The sequence below is a fragment of the Paenibacillus sp. p3-SID1389 genome (genome assembly GCF_025151705.1).
Taxonomy (GTDB): Bacteria; Bacillota; Bacilli; order Paenibacillales; family Paenibacillaceae; genus Fontibacillus; species Fontibacillus phoenicis.
In genome coordinates this window covers 57382-75859 of the sequence record NZ_JALXVO010000007.1, presented here as the reverse complement: position 1 = coordinate 75859, position 18478 = coordinate 57382, and the positions used below count along the sequence as shown (strand labels likewise).

At 54.3% G+C, this 18478-nt stretch carries 14 protein-coding genes; 3 read left to right on the top strand and 11 right to left on the bottom strand.

The annotated features are described in order from the left end of the window. Window positions 1–107 precede the first annotated feature (107 nt). The 6 genes from M3G15_RS04825 to M3G15_RS04800 form a co-directional block, all read right to left on the bottom strand. Window positions 108–1694, bottom strand: a complete 1587-nt coding sequence (locus M3G15_RS04825) for a flotillin lipid rafts scaffold protein FloT (RefSeq protein WP_036644703.1) — start codon at window positions 1692–1694, stop codon at window positions 108–110. A 24-nt stretch (window positions 1695–1718) separates the two neighbouring features. Next, window positions 1719–2249 carry an NfeD family membrane protein gene (locus M3G15_RS04820; RefSeq protein WP_009224363.1) on the bottom strand — a complete coding sequence of 177 codons (531 nt, stop codon included), beginning with the start codon at window positions 2247–2249 and terminating at the stop codon, window positions 1719–1721. Between the two features lie 146 nt (window positions 2250–2395). Further along, the gene (locus M3G15_RS04815; RefSeq protein ID WP_009224364.1) at window positions 2396–3559 is read right to left on the bottom strand and encodes an iron-containing alcohol dehydrogenase; all 1164 of its coding nucleotides are present in this window, start codon (window positions 3557–3559) and stop codon (window positions 2396–2398) included. 188 nt (window positions 3560–3747) lie between these two features. After that, window positions 3748–5325, bottom strand: a complete 1578-nt coding sequence (locus M3G15_RS04810; RefSeq protein ID WP_260070232.1) for a UDP-glucose--hexose-1-phosphate uridylyltransferase — start codon at window positions 5323–5325, stop codon at window positions 3748–3750. 14 nt (window positions 5326–5339) lie between these two features. Next, entirely contained in the window at window positions 5340–6326 is a 987-nt protein-coding gene (gene galE, locus M3G15_RS04805; RefSeq protein ID WP_009224366.1) for a UDP-glucose 4-epimerase GalE, read from the bottom strand. A 5-nt stretch (window positions 6327–6331) separates the two neighbouring features. Further along, window positions 6332–7507: a galactokinase gene (locus M3G15_RS04800; protein WP_036644705.1), complete on the bottom strand. Its 1176-nt coding sequence runs from the start codon at window positions 7505–7507 to the stop codon at window positions 6332–6334. A 177-nt stretch (window positions 7508–7684) separates the two neighbouring features. Here M3G15_RS04800 and M3G15_RS04795 point away from each other — a divergent pair, with 177 nt between their 5' ends. After that, complete coding sequence (locus M3G15_RS04795) at window positions 7685–8548, top strand: AraC family transcriptional regulator (protein WP_260070231.1); 864 nt, start codon at window positions 7685–7687, stop codon at window positions 8546–8548. A 27-nt stretch (window positions 8549–8575) separates the two neighbouring features. Here the strand turns inward: M3G15_RS04795 and M3G15_RS04790 are convergent, their stop codons facing one another. Further along, complete coding sequence (locus M3G15_RS04790) at window positions 8576–9325, bottom strand: NAD-dependent protein deacylase (protein ID WP_260070230.1); 750 nt, start codon at window positions 9323–9325, stop codon at window positions 8576–8578. 13 nt (window positions 9326–9338) lie between these two features. Further along, window positions 9339–10118 carry an HAD family hydrolase gene (locus tag M3G15_RS04785; RefSeq protein ID WP_009224370.1) on the bottom strand — a complete coding sequence of 260 codons (780 nt, stop codon included), beginning with the start codon at window positions 10116–10118 and terminating at the stop codon, window positions 9339–9341. A 207-nt stretch (window positions 10119–10325) separates the two neighbouring features. Here M3G15_RS04785 and M3G15_RS04780 point away from each other — a divergent pair, with 207 nt between their 5' ends. Continuing rightward, window positions 10326–10592, top strand: coding sequence for a KGG domain-containing protein (locus M3G15_RS04780; RefSeq protein ID WP_260070229.1), 267 nt, complete (start codon window positions 10326–10328; stop codon window positions 10590–10592). A gap of 187 nt (window positions 10593–10779) precedes the next feature. Further along, window positions 10780–12465: a dihydroxy-acid dehydratase gene (gene ilvD, locus M3G15_RS04775; protein ID WP_009224372.1), complete on the top strand. Its 1686-nt coding sequence runs from the start codon at window positions 10780–10782 to the stop codon at window positions 12463–12465. A gap of 92 nt (window positions 12466–12557) precedes the next feature. Here the strand turns inward: ilvD and M3G15_RS04770 are convergent, their stop codons facing one another. The 3 genes from M3G15_RS04770 to M3G15_RS04760 all read right to left on the bottom strand — a co-directional run bounded on the left by M3G15_RS04770 (window position 12558) and on the right by M3G15_RS04760 (window position 18257). After that, on the bottom strand, window positions 12558–13979 hold the full coding sequence (locus tag M3G15_RS04770) for a polysaccharide deacetylase family protein (protein ID WP_260070228.1): 1422 nt from the start codon (window positions 13977–13979) through the stop codon (window positions 12558–12560). Window positions 13980–14106: 127 nt separating this feature from the next. Beyond that, window positions 14107–15891: a peptidoglycan D,D-transpeptidase FtsI family protein gene (locus M3G15_RS04765; RefSeq protein WP_260070227.1), complete on the bottom strand. Its 1785-nt coding sequence runs from the start codon at window positions 15889–15891 to the stop codon at window positions 14107–14109. Between the two features lie 188 nt (window positions 15892–16079). Further along, on the bottom strand, window positions 16080–18257 hold the full coding sequence (locus M3G15_RS04760; RefSeq protein WP_036644710.1) for a methyl-accepting chemotaxis protein: 2178 nt from the start codon (window positions 18255–18257) through the stop codon (window positions 16080–16082). Between the last annotated feature and the right edge of the window lie 221 nt (window positions 18258–18478).

Below are 18478 nucleotides of genomic sequence, written 5' to 3'. Positions count from 1 at the left end.
AGGCATTTCAAAGGCGTCCTCACTCTGATGATGAGCGGGACGCCGGTTTCTTTTTATCCTAGGACAAGATACACGGATGGAGGGCGGTTGTCAAGCCACCTTAGGCCCTACTTTTGGTCTGGGTCGGCTGCCTTCGAAGCCGCGGTTTCCAGCACAACCGGATCTGGCACCTTTCCGCCTGCTGCAGACTTGACGGAAGCCGTCTCAAGCTCCGGTGTTGCGGCGACAACTTTGCCTTTGGTCAGGCTTTGGATCAACCGATCGAGTTCGATCCCGGAGACGCTCTTGAGCATGTCAGGCGCTGTGGCCATCAGCTCGGTCACGTAGTTGCTGACGCGAGCGGCTCCCTCGCCTTTGCCGGTATCGACGACGGTCAGCTTGTCGATGGAGGACAGCGGTGCAGCGATCTTGCTTGCCAGCTCCGGCAGCATCTTCATTACGATATCGAGGATCGCCGCCTCGCCGAATTTCTGGAACGCTTCGGCCAGCTTCTCCTTCGCTTCGGCCTCGGCCAAGCCGCGCAGACGGATGATTTCAGCATCCGCCGTCCCTTTGGCCCGTTCGGCATCCGCAATCGCCAGGCCTTCTAGCCGCTTCTGTTCAGCGGAAGCTTTGGCCTGCGTTTCGATCGAGTATTGCAGCGCATCGGCTTCCCGCATCTTCCGGGCTTTTTCCGCTTCGGCGGCCTGCTCGACGGCATAACGGTCCGCATCGGCCTTTTTCTTCACTTCAGCATCATATTGCTTCTGACGGACGATAATTTCTTTGTCCTGCAGATCGATTTCCCGTTCCTTCCGCACCAGCTCGACCTTCATCTGCTCTTCGACCATCACTTGCTTAGCCCGAGCTTCCTGAATGTGATAAGCTTGGTCGGCTTCGGCTCTGGCAGTGTCCTGCTCCTTCTTGAAGGACGCTACCTTCAGTTCCTTCTCTTTCTCAGCCTCGGCGATGTTCGTATCGCGCACCAGCTCGGCCTTCTGCCCAGCTTCCTCGGCCAGCGCTTTCTGGATCCGTGCATCCCGCTGGGCTTCGGCCTCAGCGATGTCGGCGTCCCGCTTAACCGCAGCGATCCGCGGCTTCCCAAGCGCCTCCAAATAACCGTGCTTATCCCGAACGTCCTTGATCGTGAACGAAACGATCTGCAGTCCCATTTTCTTCAGATCCCGGGCTGCGACGCTTTGCACTTCCTGAGCAAACTTGTCGCGGTTGCGATAGACTTCCTCAACGGTCATCGAGCCCAGGATGGAACGCAGATGGCCTTCCAGCACTTCCTGTGCCTCGCCCTTCAGCGATTCGATGGGTTTGCCCATAAATTGTTCGGCGGCTGTTGCGACGTCTTCGATCGAGCTGCCCACTTTAATGATGGCCACGCCGTCTGCAGATACCGGCACCCCTTGCTCGGTGTAGACCTCGGGCGTCATCACGTCAAGCTTATGGGATAGCAGCGACATAAACTCGGCTTTCTGAAAGATCGGCCAGATAAATGCCCCGCCGCCGCGCACGATTTTGATTTTGCGGCCGGATTGGTCGTCGGAAATGTTTTTGCTGCCTAGAAAAGACCCCGTCACAATCATCGCCTCATCGGGGCCCACCGTTTTGTATCTTGCCCAAAACGCCAGCCCAAGCACGACAATGACTGCAATCACGATCACGGGGATCAGTAGGAAATCCGGAAAACTTTCGAACAATGACATCAGCTCCCTCTTCTTTAATTGGCATTACATCGGGTGGGGGTAAAGCTCGGAAACCTGGACGGTCCCGTCCTTCGCCGTCCCGATCACAACGACGGCTGTTCCGGCGGGAATCTCCTTCCGATCCCAGCTGGAGGCGATATGCAGCGAATTGCCGCCTACCTGCTTCACCATCACTTCGCCATACCCTTGCGCCGGAATGGGCACGGTGACTTCGCCGATTTTACCGGGCAGCTCCGATTCAGAGAATCCCGTGGAATTTTCACTGTTCTCCATCGGTTTCACATAGGCGAAATACACGGTAGCAGACAGCAGGACGGCTGCAACTATCGCTAAAACCACTACAACAGCCGTGCCAAGCCCGGTGTATCGGTCCAGCAAAATACCGGCTCCGCCAAAGGACGTGATCGCCGATGCCGTGATGATCGGCTTGAGAAAATCCGCGGACAGGAAATCAAACACGCCATCCAGCCAGCTTCCGATCAAGTCACCAAGCACGGCGCTGATGACGGCAAACAAAGCACCGCCGACGAAACAACCCCAAAACAGCGCTTCCATCCCGTTCCTCCCTCTACCCAAAATATTGTTGGACTCTACAATTAAATACGTAAATTGGTGAAATATGTTTCAAAAAAAGAAAAACCGGCCTACGACGCCAAGTCGTGAGACCGGTTATTTTAAGTAGGGATCTATGAAGCGGGGATTTACAGCGACATCCGATAAATTTCGAGCACGTCCTGTTTATCCAACACGGCAAAATTGCCAAACGAACCAAAGCGGACCGCTTTATCGGCCATAACTTCCAGTTGACTGTCGTCAATGCCGTAATCCGCCAAGCGGCTTGGTGCGCCAATCGAGTTCCAGAATGACCGCAACGCTTCGATGCCCTCAAGCGCCACTGCCTCATCGCTCTTGCCGGCAGGATCGACATGGAAGACGTTGATCGCCAGACGCTTAAAGCGGGCGACATCCTGCTTCAGGTTATATTTCATCCAGTTCGGGAACAGGATGGCCAGGCCGCCGCCATGCGGAATATCGTAAACCGCCGACACAGCATGTTCGATGTTGTGAGTAGCCCAGTCCCCGGACAAGCCCATGTTCAGCACGCCGTTCAGCGCCAATGTGCCGCACAGCAGAATCGTTTCCCGGAGGTCGTAGTTTTCCAAATCCTGTACCAGCTTCGGTGCCGTTTCGATCACCGTCCGCAGCAGCCCTTCGCAGAACTCATCCTGCAGCGGAGTGTTTGGCGTTGGATGGAAATAATGCTCGAATACATGAGACATGATATCCACCATGCCGTACACCGTTTGGTCTTTCGGCAAGGAAACCGTGAACTGCGGATCAAGGATGGAGAATGCAGGATAAGCCAGCTTGCTGCTCCAACCCAGCTTCTCCTTAGTTTCTTCGTTGGAAATGACGGAGTTTCCGTTCATTTCGGAGCCAGTTGCGGCCATCGTAAGTACCGTTCCGAGCGGCAGGGCGGCTTTCGGTACGGCTTTGCGCTCTGCGAAATCCCACATATCCCCGTCGTATTTAGCCCCGACGGCAATCGCCTTCGAGCAGTCCAGCACGCTGCCGCCGCCGACGGCAAGAACCAGCTCGATGCCGTTGGATTTGCACAGCTCGACCCCGCGGTGCACCGTCGAAAGACGCGGGTTCGGCTCAACGCCCGCAAGCTCCGTCACTTCGGCGCCGATTTCCCGCAGAATGGCAGTCACTTGATCGTACAGCCCGCTGCGTTTAATGCTGCCGCCGCCGTAGACTAGCAGCACTTTTTTGCCGTAAGCCGGCACCTCGTTGCGAAGCGCCTCCAGCTGGCCTTTGCCGAAGATCAGCTTGGTTGGATTATGAAATACGAAATTGTCCATGCCGTAACTCCTCCTAAAATTTGGTTATGTAAATGGAGCGTTTCTACAATGCGCTGGTGCTATTTCTAGCCTCTTCGAACTCCCAAACTATTATACTTCTAACTGTAACAAAATAACAAACAGAAAAAGGGATCATCCCAAACCTTTATCGATTTGGAACGCCCCTTTACTTCTAATTCGGTTATGCCTTACCGTCTGCGGTAACCAATCGATTCAACAAAGCGTTCGAAAGCCTCACAGCCTTCGGGCGTCGCTTTAAATACGCCGGCATGTCCAAGGATCTCCGCGAACTTGCGGCCAACCTCATCACGCAGCAGCGCTTCGGCCTCTTCACGACCCAACGACATGCCAACGCGTGCAACCAGTTCCTTCACCCAGTCCGCATGCACGGCCAAGCGGGCATTCGGATCGGATACAGTTTGCTCATAGAGCGCCTTATCGCCGCTCAGAATGTCAGCAACCCCCGCCAGTTCTTCCTTCAGCCGGCCCGGAAGGATGGCTACGCCCATGACTTCAATCAGGCCGATGTTCTCCTTCTTGATGTGATGCATCTCGCGGTGCGGATGGAAAATCCCTTCGGGATGCTGTTCGTCCGTCCGGTTATTGCGCAGGACGATGTCCGCTTCATACCCGCCGTCCGCGCTGCGGCGAACGATCGGCGTTACCGTGTTATGCGGCACGGATTCCCCCTCCTGCTCGGAGAAGGCCAGGACGCCAACAGATGGGTCGCTGTATTGCTTCCATTTTTCGTACAGATGATCTACCGCTTCCAACACGGCTTCCCGCTCTTGGCCGTTCGCCCGCAGCACAGACATCGGCCACTTCACCCTGCCGACGGTGACGCCGGCGAAGTCCGGATGGACGTAGACAGCTTCGACTGGTGCTTTTTCCAATGGAAACGTGTGGCGTCCCCCCTGGAAATGGTCGTGCGTCAGAATCGACCCGCCGACGATCGGCAGATCCGCGTTGGAGCCGATGAAGTAATGCGGGAACAACGTCGTGAATTCCAACAGCCGCTTAAACGTATCGCGGGTCAGCTTCATCGGAATGTGATCGTGGTGGAACACGATACAATGCTCGTTGTAATAGACGTAAGGCGAGTATTGGAAAAACCACGGCTCCCCGTTCAGCGTCAGTGGAATAACTCGCAAATTCTGGCGGGCTGGATGATTCAGTCGTCCGGCATAACCAACGTTCTCGCGGCACAACTGACATTTAGGGTACACCGGAGGCGGCAGCAGCTTCGCCATCGCGATTTCCTTCGGATTCTTCTCCGGTTTGGACAGGTTAATCGTGATTTCCATGTCTCCAAACGGCGTCGGCTGCTCCCAATAGATGTTCTGACGCACCCGGTCCATCCGGATGTAATTGCTGGCTACCGACAACTTATAGAAGGCGTCGGTCGCGGCGGCAATTCCCTGCTCGCTTTCCGTTTTGCGGAAGGCGGCGATTGTTTCCGACGGGCGCGGCATGAGCAAGCCCATGATTTTCGCATCCAGCAAATCGCGGTACGTAGCGGTATCTTCCGGAATCAAGCCGATCGTAAGCCCGTAATCGATCAAGATCTCAAGCGGCTCCTGCGGTCCGGTCAGCGCCTCCTTCGCCACTTCGCCGGTGTACGGCTCATCAAAGGAGAACAGCTCCAGGAGACGATTGCGCGAATAGTCCACGTCCCACCAATCGATCAGGCCCTGCTCGAGCGCATAATTCACTAGCCGTTCAATCGCATGAAGCGCGTCTTGACGACTTCTCTCTTCTACTCCCATCCCATAACACTCCCTTAGTCGTTATAACCGTTCGGATGGCTGTTATGCCATTGCCATGCGCTTTCAATGATGCCGGGCAGCTTGTTGCGAGTCGGATTCCAGCCCAGCACGCGGCGGGCTTTGTCCGAGGAAGCGATGAGCACCGCCGGATCGCCGGCGCGGCGCGGGCTGATCGCGACCGGGAAGTCGCGGCCGGTGACCTGCTTCACGGTTTCGATCACTTCCTTGACCGAGAAACCTTGCCCGTTGCCAAGGTTAAATACGTCGCTCTCTCCGCCGCCCAGCAAATGATCCACCGCGCGCAGATGGGCATCGGCCAAATCACTCACGTGGATATAGTCGCGGACACAAGTACCGTCCGCCGTGTTGTAGTCATCGCCGAACACCTGGATGGACGGACGTTGTCCCAAGGCCGCTTGAATGATCAACGGGATCAAATGGCTTTCCGGGCGATGGTCCTCGCCGATTTTGCCGCTCTCATGGGCACCAGCCGCGTTGAAGTAACGCAGAGACACGTATTTGATCCCCAACACCTGATCGAACCAAGCCATCATCCGTTCCATCGTCAGCTTCGTTTCGCCATACACGTTCGTTGGCCGGGTCGGATCACTCTCTTCAATCGGCACTTTTTCCGGTTCGCCGTAGGTTGCCGCCGTGGAGGAGAACACGATCTTGCGCACATTCGCCTGATCCATCGCATCCAACAAGCAAAGCGTCCCGTACACGTTATTGTCAAAATATTTGACCGGATCCTTCATGCTCTCCCCAACCAGAGAGTTCGCGGCAAAATGGATGACCGCTTCGATCTCGTTCTCGGCAAACAACTTGGCCAACAGCGCCTTATCGCGCAGATCTCCTTCATACAGCTTACCGCCGAGCAACGCCTCGCGATGTCCGGTCTGCAGGTTGTCGATCACGACGACCTCTCTTCCTTGCTCCAGCAGCGCCGCTACTGTATGCGAGCCGATATAACCGGCTCCCCCCGTAACCAGTATCGCCATGATGATTACTCCCCTTTCATCTCATGTACGCCGTCGCCTACGCCGCACACGTAAAATTCGCCTTCCAGCCCTGTCCGTTCCTTATAAGACCGACCAACCTCGGACACGAACCGCTCTACCGAATCCTCATGCACCAGCGATACTGTACAGCCGCCAAATCCGGCCCCGGTCATCCGGGCGCCCAATGTGCCTTCGATCTTCCGTGCTTCCTCAACCATCACGTCCAGCTCCAGGCAGCTCACCTCGTACAAGTCACGCAGCGAATCATGGGAGGCGTTCATCAGCTCGCCAAAAGCCTTCAAATCGTTGGCGCTCAGCGCATCCACCGATTTCAGCACGCGCGCGTTCTCTTCCACCACGTGTTTGGCCCGTTTATACAGCACTTCGTTCGTAAAATCTCCCCGCCACTGCTCCAACTGCTCCGGCTTCAGGTGGGCCAAGAACTCCAAGCCCGGCTCGCGTTTTTGCAAAATCTCCAGCGCAGCATCACATTCCGAACGCCGTTCGTTGTATTTGGAATCGACCAGCCCGCGGCGTTTCTTCGTATTGCCAATGACCAGCTTATACGCGCCTGTCCGGAACGGGACCAGCTTGTATTCCAAGGTGTCGCACATCAGCAGGATCGCATGGTCCTTGGCCCCGTTCGCCACCGCGAACTGGTCCATAATGCCGCTGTTTACGCCGACATATTGATTCTCAGCCCGCTGAGACAACCGGGCGATTTCCACCTTGTCGAGCTCCTTCCCTTCCATGCTCACGAACGCCAAGGCCGTTACCACTTCAATCGATGCGGAGGAGGACAAGCCCGCACCGTTCGGAATTTCGCCATGGAACAGCAGGTCATACCCGCTCGTAAGCGAGATGCCCAGCTTCTTCAGCTCCACGTAAACGCCGATCGGATAGTCGATCCATTCACCGGTTTTGCTTGTGCCGAGCTCTTCCAGTGCCAGCTCTGCCGTGTAAGGCAGGTTGCTGGAAGCAAAGGCGACTTTGCCGTCAGCGCGCTTGCGGATCGCCAGCGTCGTCCCAAATTCCAACGCCGCCGGGAACACATACCCCCCGTTGTAGTCGATATGCTCACCGATCAAGTTCACCCGTCCTGGGGCGTTAAATACGCGAATCGGCTCAGCGCTTTCCCCATATTTGAATATAAACAATTGTTCCATTTCCTGCTTTTTCATCAACGTACACCCCATCGTCATGAAATCTTTGATTCTTGTACCCAGTATAATGAAATCGCTTTGCTTTGATAATGCAACTTTGCGAGAACAATATAGATAAATGTGACTTTTCGGAGTAAAATGGGAGCGAAGACTTATGGGGCATTATCCGTCCCCCTGGTCAAAGGAGACTATCCCATGTTCAAAGAAACCTATAGCGCGGCCGCCAACCCGGATTTGATCGAGACAGATGAGCTGCATGTTCTGTTCGCCGGCGAAAGTCAGACCCTTCCCGATCACCGGCTGGGCCCGAAAATTTATGATTATTTCCTTCTGCATTTCGTAGAGCAAGGCAAGGGCACGTTCCGGACCGAATCCGCCTCCTATGAGCTGAGCGAAGGGGATGGCTTCCTGATTCTCCCCGATCAGCTCGTCAGTTATGCTTCCGATGTGGCCGAGCCTTGGCGTTATCGTTGGATCGCCTTCACCGGAGTTAAGGCGGCGGAGCTCGTGAAGCGAGCCGGCTTCACCCCGCAGCAGCCGGTGTTCCGGCAAGGCGGGAACAGCCCGATCCCTGCCATGCTCAGCAGCGTGTTACAAGCATTCCAAACGAAAAAAAACAGCTCCCATCTGCTGTCGCTGGGGCTGCTTCATCAAATTATGGCCGAAGCTCAAGAGACGCTTGGCATGGCCTCCGCGCTGCCGTCGGGCGAATCGGGCGTTCAGCGGATCGTGAAGCAAATGATTCATTATATGGCCAGCCAATACGCGCATCCGGTCTCCATCGAGCAGATGTGCGCATCCTTGGGCTATAATCGAGCTTATCTTTCGCGGATTTTCAAAAAAGAAACGGGCTTCACCCCCGTCACCTACCTGCTGAAGTTGAGAATCGATAAGTCCCGCCAACTGCTGCGCGAACGTCCCGAGCTGTCGATCGAGCAAATCGCCGCTTCTGTCGGCCTTACCGATCCGCTCTACTTCTCACGGCAGTTCCGCCGGTTTCACAACGAATCACCAAGCGAATATCGCCGGGCGGTCACCCGGAATCCCGCGAAGGAGTGAGTCTACGCAAAATTCGCGAGCCTCGTCTCACTCCGCCAAGTCCAGCTTCCGGGAAACGGCCCCCAGCACCTCGCCAATCGGCTCGGTGATCAAGAGGTCAGCCCGGTTATCATACGCGGTGGACGAGGCGTTGATCAGCACCGTCCGTTCGCCGCGGAAATAGGTGACCAGATGAGCTGCGGGCTGCACCGTCAGCGAGGTTCCGCCAATCACCAGCAGGTCAGCGCCGGCGATCGCCGTTACCGTGTCCTGCATCACCTGCTCATTCAGGTTCTCCCCATACAGCACCACATCCGGCTTGATGATGCCGCCGCAGCTGCAGCGCGGCACGACGTCTTCGCTGTCCATGACGTCCTTTAACGTATAGGTACGGCCGCATTCCATGCAGGTGTTGCGGTGCACCGATCCGTGCAGCTCCAGCACGCGGCGGCTGCCCGCCTGTTGATGGAGCCCGTCGATATTTTGCGTCACCACAACGCTTAGCTTCCCTGCTCGCTCCAACTCAGCCAAACAGCGGTGCGCGGCGTTGGGCTGCGCCTCCGGATGGAGCATTTTCGTCTTATAGAAATCGAAAAATACGTCCGGATGCCGATCGAAGAACCTCCGGCTCAAAATCTCCTCCGGCGCATAAGGCGACGCGTTCTCCATCTGATAGATGCCCGCCGCCGAACGGAAGTCAGGGATTCCGCTTTCGGTAGATACCCCGGCCCCTCCAAAAAATACAATGTTTGAACTCTCCTCAATCCATGCTGCCAACGTGTCGATCTCTTTGCTCATCCGCTCGAACCTCCTATGGATGTATCGTCAACTCGCGATAATTAGATATAATAACGTCCGCGGCCCGCAAATAAACTGCTTCCTGGGCCTCTTCACCGTACTCCTCCGACACGCCAATGGTCATCACGACGCCTGCACGCTTTCCCATTTGCATATCGGCGTTGCTGTCGCCAATGACCACCGCTTCGCTTGGCGATAGCCCCAGTTCACGGCAGGCGAGCAGCGCCATGTCCGGCCCCGGCTTGCCCCGGGCAACGCGATCCCGGCCAACCACGCTGGCGAACGCATCCCGGATGCCAAGCCATTCCAGATGCTCCAGCGCCTCCGAGGTTGAGTCGGAGGTGACGACCGCCAGCTTCACACCCGCCTCACGGCAACTCTGGACAAAATCGCGCAGCCCGGGCAAAGGCACCGCTTCCCGCCGCCGCTTGAGCTCCGCCATCGCCGTTGCATTTAATTCGCGAACAACGGTTGTCGCTTCGTTCCAAGGCAGCCCTGCGGCATATAACGTCGATGCCAGTAGCGCAATGATCTCTTCTTCCGTCCCCATCGCAATCGGACCGGTTTTGTCGTAACCGATCACCCGGTTTCGCTCATCCGTTTGAAGGCCTAGCAGCGCGGATTTGTTGAACCCGCCAGGCGAGCCCAACTCAGCCAGCTTCCGCTCCATCAGATCGGTTAAGACCGCGGCCCAGCTGCCCCATAGCCCCATAAAATTCAACAGCGTTCCATCTTTATCAAACAAAATGGCCTTGCAAGCTGCTTTCTGCCCGCGCACTTCGATCGTGGCCATCCTCGCTCCCCCTTCCCTACATTGTCCTTATTATACCATTTTCACAGGTGTGGGCTGCGGCGGCTCCTAAGTCATCTCATTACTTCCTAATTATTTAATAGATATCTTTTGGCGAATCCTTAAAATTTTAGATAAATCCGTTTCAACATGGAAATCCGTGGTAAATAAAACATACGTACTCCAAAATAAAATCCAAGGAGGGATTCGATGGCACGAAGCCAAAGCAAGATGACCCGGGAAGAAGCAGGACGTCTGGGAGGACTGGCCACGGCCAAAAACCACGGCAAATCCTTTTATAAGCAAATCGGGCAAAAAGGCGGCGAAGCGACCTCGAAAACCCACAACCGCGAATTTTATCAGGAAATCGGCCAGAAGGGCGGCGAGGCGACATCCCAGAAGCATGATAAAGGCTTTTACCGGGAAATCGGCCGTAAAGGCGGGATCGCCCGCAGTAAACCCGGAATCGAAGCGTAAGTCTTAAGAAATCTCCGGAACCCCCGGAGATTTTCTTTGTTTTTATAGACCCGATCCACACCATTCCCCATGCTTTTTCCTGTGATCGATAGGTAGAAAATCATAACCACTTATGATAGACTTTAGAGAAAACCTTTAGCGGTGTAAAGCTCCAAAACTATAATGAATCATGGGAGGATCGGAGATCATGCCAGCCAAGAAAATGCGTTCTGATATGATCAAAAAAGGCTTCGACCGCGCGCCGCACCGCAGCTTGCTGCGTGCTGCAGGCGTGAAGGAAGAAGATTTCGGCAAACCGTTTATCGCGGTCTGCAACTCTTATATCGATATCGTGCCTGGACATGTGCACTTACAAGAGTTCGGTAAAATCGTTAAGGAAGCGATCCGCGAAGCGGGCGGCGTTCCGTTTGAATTCAATACCATTGGTGTAGACGACGGGATCGCGATGGGACACATTGGGATGCGTTATTCCCTGCCAAGCCGGGAAATCATCGCCGACTCGCTCGAGACTGTAGTTTCCGCGCACTGGTTCGACGGGATGGTTTGCATTCCGAACTGCGACAAAATCACGCCAGGGATGATGATGGGCGCCTTGCGCGTCAATATCCCAACCGTCTTTGTCAGCGGCGGTCCAATGAAAGCCGGCGTCGACAGCAAAGGACGCAGATTGTCCTTGACCTCCGTCTTTGAAGGCGTTGGCGCCCACCAAGCCGGACAAATCAGCGACAAGGACTTGCTCGAACTGGAACAATACGGCTGTCCGACCTGCGGTTCGTGTTCCGGTATGTTCACGGCCAACTCGATGAACTGCCTCGCTGAAGCGCTGGGCTTGGCGCTGCCGGGGAACGGCACCATCCTCGCTGTCGCCGAAGAGCGCCGCGAATTCGTCCGGAAGTCTGCGCAGCAGCTGATGAAGCTGATCGAGCTTGATCTGAAACCGCGCGACATCGTGACGAAGGAATCGATCGACAACGCTTTTGCGCTGGATATGGCTATGGGCGGCTCCACGAACACCGTCCTGCATACGCTGGCTTTGGCCCAAGAAGCAGGAATCGATTACCCGCTGGAACGGATCAATGAAGTGGCCAACCGCGTGCCGCATATTGCAAAGCTGGCTCCGGCGTCCGATATCTTTATCGAAGACGTGCATCGGGCTGGCGGCGTCAGCGCCGTGCTCAACGAGCTGCTGAAGAAGCCGGGAGCCATCTACGGCGATCAAATCACCGTTACCGGCAAAACGCTCGCCGAGAACGTTGCCGGATGCGAAATCCTCGACCACAACGTCATCCGTCCGATCGACAATCCGCATTCCGAGAAAGGCGGACTTGCTATCCTGTATGGTAACCTGGCGCCGGAAGGCTCCGTCATCAAGGTGGGAGCTGTTGACCCTTCGGTTGGCGGATATCATAAAGGCCCGGCGATCTGCTTCGACTCGCAGGAAGAAGCGCTCGAAGGGATCGCGAACGGTAAAGTCAAAGAGGGTTGCGTTGTTGTCATCCGCTATGAAGGACCAAAGGGCGGTCCAGGCATGCCTGAAATGCTGGCTCCAACGTCGCAGATCGTCGGCATGGGTCTGGGCGCGAAGGTCGGTCTGATCACCGACGGACGCTTCTCCGGCGCTTCCCGCGGAATCAGCATCGGTCATATCTCTCCTGAGGCTGCTGAAGGCGGCCCAATCGCTTTCGTTGAAGACGGCGACATCATCGAGCTGGACTTGAATAACCGCAAAATCGAGCTGCATGTCAGCGATGAAGAGCTCGCGCGCCGCAAAGCCAATTGGAAAGGCTTTGAGCCGAAGGTCAAAACCGGTTATCTGGCCCGTTATTCCAAACTGGTCACCAACGCCAGCTCCGGCGGCGTGATGAAAATTTAATTTAGCTTAACTCAAAAGGCCGTACCCGGATCATTTTAGATTCGGGTACGGCCTTTTCTTTTAGAGTTAACAAAAATAATGGATAAGAGCGATTAACGCGTAGGCAAGGATACGCTAAGCAAAGACTCCTCTTCCACGGCCTCCGGCTTCTCATCCACCGTATGGCTGCTGCGATGCGAGCCGTTCTCGGCGAACCGCTCCAACAGCACATCCATCGGCATCACGATCATCTTCGGTACCAGCTCCTGAGGTTGCTCTTTTAATCTTGAGGTACCGGCAGGGTGAATAACACTCATTAATAATTTCAAATAGATTTTCGTCGAGCTGGCAAACCAGCCCTTCGGTAAATCCTTAATTATAAACCCAAATTGCTCCGGACCCCGGTTAATCATGCTGACGCCATACAGCGCCTTAACGTCTTTTAACTCAGGATGCTCGATCACATATTTGGCAAAAAGGGGTAGCGTCTTCTCCATTTTGCGGATCATTTGAATCGCCAAATGCACGCTTGTTCTGGAGCGAGCCCCATACTCAAACAATTTTTTGTTGTCAAAATGAAGCTCCATCACTTGATCTCCAGATTCCAATGTCTTCCCATTGTTCATCGCCACCGGCTCTCCATGATAGGATCGGACTCGGAAATGAAGGAAAGGATCCTCCGGTTCGGGAGCTTTCAATTGAAAAAGGATGTGGAAGATCTTCTCCCAAACGAGCCATAAGGCTACGATACATCGCTTAAACCAGGTAATCTTCACTGGCGTTCTCCCCTTCGGCGTTGCAGTTTCAACATGTATGCCTTGAAGCTTGGCCTCTTCCGTCGCCTGAATCAATTCATCAATGCGGATGCTTCGCAATCCGCGGCGATCCGCTTCCGTCAGCACGCGCTCGAGCGCTATCAACATTTCCGCCGGCGCTCCGGTGTTCGCACCTAGTGTGGCACCACAGTCGTGCAGGAGAAAGACCTCACCGCCCCGCAGCTTCTTCAGCATACGCTCCGTTAACCGGTCAGCGCCGACCTTGACCCGCCAATCGCCGAACATAGCCGACCACAGCACGATCTGTGTATTTCCGCGGTTCGCAAAATCAAACAAGTTGACAATCCCCCACGGCGGACGATAGTAATGAGAATTGAAGCCCGTCACGTCATGGATGATCTGATTCGTCTTCTGAATCTGCTTCTTGACGGCCGCCGGCCCCATGAGCCAATTGGTTTTGTGCACATAGTTGTGCGACCCTATCAAATGGCCTTCCTCATGAATCCGTTTAATCAATTCGGGGTGTCTCTCCGCATTGGAACCAACGAGGAAAAACGTTGCTTTCGCTCCGTGGCGCTTGAGCAGATCAAGCAATTGTGGAGTATATTTCGGATCGGGACCATCGTCGAACGTTAGCGCAAACGCCTTCTCGCTGATCCCGCGCTTAAATACGCGAAAACCGAAAATCCGAGTGATCAATCCGGGTATAAAAGCGTACAGCGTAGAGATATAAAATAACCATAGCAGCAAAGTCTCCATATGCTTTCCCCACTTTTCTATGATCAATGACTTTGGCATGCTCCGTGAAAAGCATAGCATCTACACTATTTTATCACAGACATCTTCAGTTTAGGCGCATTTTTTTGGGGAAGGCATAGGAAATCGGTCAACTTTCCGCAGCCAGTAAATCCATTGTTCGCCGGAACAATTCGGCGGCCAGATGCTTGGATCCTTCCGGCTGGTTTTGAACGAGGACGGCGACAGCATACTTGGGGTGATGGGTCGGTCCGTAACCGATAAACCATTGATGATTCAGCTGCTTATGATTCTTTACAACCTCAGCTGTTCCCGATTTTCCAGCCAACGGCCATTTGGCTTTCTGCAAAGTTCGCCCGGTGCCGTCTGTGACAACCAGCCTCATCATGGACAACAGCCGTTGTGCTGTTTGCGGAGTAATTTGTCCAGCGGAGGAGGGCGAAGCTTGAACCGGCAATGCGGAGAGCAGCGAACCTTCCTTATAACGGATCTCGCTGACTAAGCGGGGCGCCATAACCTGTCCGCCGTGGAGCAAAGTAACAACCAGATTGGCCGCTTGCAGTGGAGAGACAAGCACGTCCCGCTGACCAATCGCTGTCTGTGCCCGCACCCCGCCGTCCGCCGCCGCCAGATTGCTAAAGACCGCCCCGGCTTCTTCCTGATCCAGCGGCCGCAAGGAATCCCCTCCAAGGAAGGACGGATCGTGCCAGCCCACGGTGCGCCCCAGCCCCAGCTTGGCGGCTGTCCGGGCAATCGCCTCCGCACTCAGCCGTTCTCCCAGTGTGGCGAATACCACGTTACACGACCTCGCAAAGCCTTCCTCCAGCGTAAGGTTTCCATGTCCGCCTTCCTTCCAGCATGACAAGCCGTATTTTCCGTAATGCCCGCTGCAGTGGAACATCTCCCCGGGAAATGTCACCTGCTCCTCCAGTGCAGCCGCCGCAATCACCGTCTTAAAAATCGAACCCGGCACACTGGCCTTAACCGCCTTATTACTCCAGTTCTCTGCTGCCGGATCAACGTGATGCGGATCGTAGAAAGGCAGCGATACCATCGAGACGATATCGGCGGTTTTGGCGTCCAGCACGACCACTGCTCCATCCGTCACTTTCATCTCATCCGCTAACCGCTCGATTTTTTGTTGGAGGGTGTCATCAACTGTCGTTTGGATTTGCAACGGATAGTATCGGCTAGCCTCCGCATTCACCCGCGTCCCCATCCCAACTAGCGGATCCTTGCGGCCATCAACCGTGTAGGCCGCTCTGACGCTGCCGATTCCACGGAGCAAGTTATCCAGCGTTTTCTCCAACCCCGAAGCTCCAACCTGCAGCGTTAACGCGAAGTCCGGTTGGTGCTTATCTTCTCGCAACTTACGGATGATGTCCGGCCGTTGCGTCACGAAGCCAAGCCATTGATTCCCCCGTTCGCCCGGCCCGTAACGCGTCATATACGGCAGCACCTCCAGCCCTTCCAAATGAGGCAAAGAACGGGCTATCTCTTCGCTGAGCCGAAGCGGTTCCCCCGGCTCCCCGCCAGGCTTGGGCCAGACGTAAGGGCGCTCCAACTGTTCCCACTTCCTTTGGAGTTCGGGAATCGTTGTCCCCAATACGGCCGCCAATCCGGTAAGCTGATCTGCTGCGGGCAACTTGCGGACAGGGAACAGAATTGGTGTCCATCCGACTTCGCCCGTCAGCGCCTTTCCGTTGCGATCAACAAGTTGACCTCGCCCCGGATCCAACTCAATACTCTCTTCCCGTTGCCGGACGGCGAGTTCATTGATTGTCTTGCCGCTTACGGTCACCGCCTTAAACGCTGAAGCCATCTGAATCCAAGCGATCCGCAGCGCAAATAGTCCCAGCACCGCCGCAAAGGAAAGTAACAGATAAAATATCCGTTTTTTGCGCAATAACGACATCGTTCGCCCTCCATTCTGTTCCCATTATTTCCTGGGAAAAGTCGGGCTAAACAAACACCAAGCTATCTTGATCCCCTGCAAAGTAAAAGCCCGGCTGCACCTGCATCGCAGATGAGCCGGGCTTCTCCCCGCCCCCGGAACCCTCGGGGATGGGCCAAGCTTTGATTTCCGTCGCTTAAGCCTGCTATCTATACGGTGAATTTCGACAACGACTCTTTCAAGCCAGCCGACACATTCTCCAGTTTGTTTGACAGCTGTACCAGTTGATCGCCGACCGTTTGCTGTTCGCTGGAGAGCGATGCAACCTCTTCGGACGTGGCGGACGATTGCTGTGCGACGGCACTGACGTTGCTCATCGCTTCCGACAAGACCGCTTGCGATTCGTTTAGCTGGTCGATGGAAGCCGTTACGGAATCCAGGTGACGCACGAAGCCTTCCATTTGTTGCTGCACAGATACGAAAATTTGGTTGGTTTCCTGCACCGATGCGATTTGCTCTTGGAAGATTGGGCTCGCCTCGGACAAGGTCTTCACCGTTTCATTCATCTCTTTCTGAATCGTATCTGTGATTTCGCCGACCATGGTGATCGACTGACGCGACTGATCGGCCAGTTGGCGAATTTCATCGGCAACGACCATAAATCCGCGGCCTGCAGCACCTGCGCGGGCTGCTTCAATCGTAGCATTAAGCGACAGGATATTCGTTTGCTGCGTAATGTTCTGCATGACATCAAGCACTTTCAAGACGGAGCCAGTGCTTGCTTTGAGCGAGTCGACCTTGGCGGTCAAAGCGTTGATCATTTCGACCGTCATATTGGTTTTCTCCATCAATCCGTTCAAATACTGAGTCCCTTGCTGACTGGACTTCTCCACCTGACGAGCCGAAATCTCCATCTCTTTGTTCGATTGGACAACGCGTTCCATTTGCCGGGAAATATTCTCGGTCAGCTCATTACCGCGTTCCGCTTCGTTAGCCAGGCTGGTTGCCCCGTTAGCGATTTCTTCAGTCGCCACGGCGATTTCTTTCGCAGACAACGCCGTTTTGTTCGACGCTTGTGTCAATTCAGCAGCCGTATCCAATACATCCTGTGCGGAGTTATTGGTTTGCTTAACGAGGGCTGTGATATTTTCCATCATCACATTAAAGCTTACTGCCAATTGACCAATTTCATCTTTCGATTTCGTGTTCATCCGAACGTTCAGATTCCCTTTGGAGCCTTCCTCCATCAGGTTTCTCAGCTTGCCAAGCGGATAAGCGATCATCCGAACCATCCATACCCCGATCAGAATGGCAATGATCGCAACCACGATCAGCGAGAAGATCGTAAACATCAGAATGCGATTTGCGCTCTTCGTCAGTTCAGCCGTATCGACGGTACCGATTAACTTCCAGCCGGACGACTGGGTGCTATAGGAAGCAAGGACAGCGTTGCCGTTGGCATCCTTCGTCCGGAAAGTACCCGAAGCCTCGGTGGCTTGTCCCATATCAAATTCGGACGGATTTCCTTGATCTCTTTCAACGGAAGAACCTACAACGATGTTATCTTGAGTCACCATTTGCAGCTTGGAGTTATTCCCCAGCTTAACCTCTTTCAAATAGCCGTCTAGGATTTCCAGGTTGATATCAGCAATCAGAATAAAGCGTTTCATGCTGTTAACGCTCTGTACCGAGCGAGCTAAACGGAAGACTTCCGTGCCCTTACCTTTCGATGGCACTTGCATCCATAAAGTTTTAGTGGCGCTGGTCAGATCTTTAAACCAGGCTTCTTCGCGCACGGTATCCAAGAACGTGACATCGGCACTGCCCGAAGTGACGTCGTCCACAATGTTGTCAGCCGACAACATGTAAACGGCGGAAACCCCCTTCGTGGAGAAGGTCAACGTATTCAGACGTGTTCTCATTTTGTTGGTTGCCGTAAACTTGTCATAATCCGAAATGTTCGCCAACGAAGCATCCATGATTGCATTTTGCATCTCATCGTCCAAGAACATTTGCTGAAGGTTCTCCTCATACTTCTGCATGACAATATCTAGCTTCTGCGAGGTTTGAACGATGGTCTGCAGGTTGGCTTGTTCCGCATTGTCCTGAATGGTTCCCTTCGCCATTTGGGAGGACATAATCCCGATCGTCAGGACGAAAAACATGATTGCGACAAAGAAGATCAGGAACAACCGTACCCCCACTGCTTTCGCGGGGTTGAATTGTTTCGGCAGCTTGTCCAGCAAATTAGCCAGTAAAGCTTTGGTATCTCGCGTTGCTTTTCCTCCTGGCTGAACCGCCTTGGATTTCGTCCGCTCTCCCTTTTGTTTCTTTTCCTTCTTTTTGCTGTTGGTTTCTTGGTCCTCGTTCTTCGGAACCAGACTCATGTTGATCACCCACCACTCATAATAGTTGCAGACCTCAATTTTTAGGCTTGAGGTCATACATAATGCTGTTGGTTTCTCACATTTCTCGTCAGCTATTGAAAATATTCGACAATACCTGACGTTCTCCTCTATAATATCGGTTTCATATGTGGTGGATTTTAAATAATATTGACAAAAGTCACAAAAAAGGGCCTTTCGTCCTAGAAACGAACAGGCCCTAA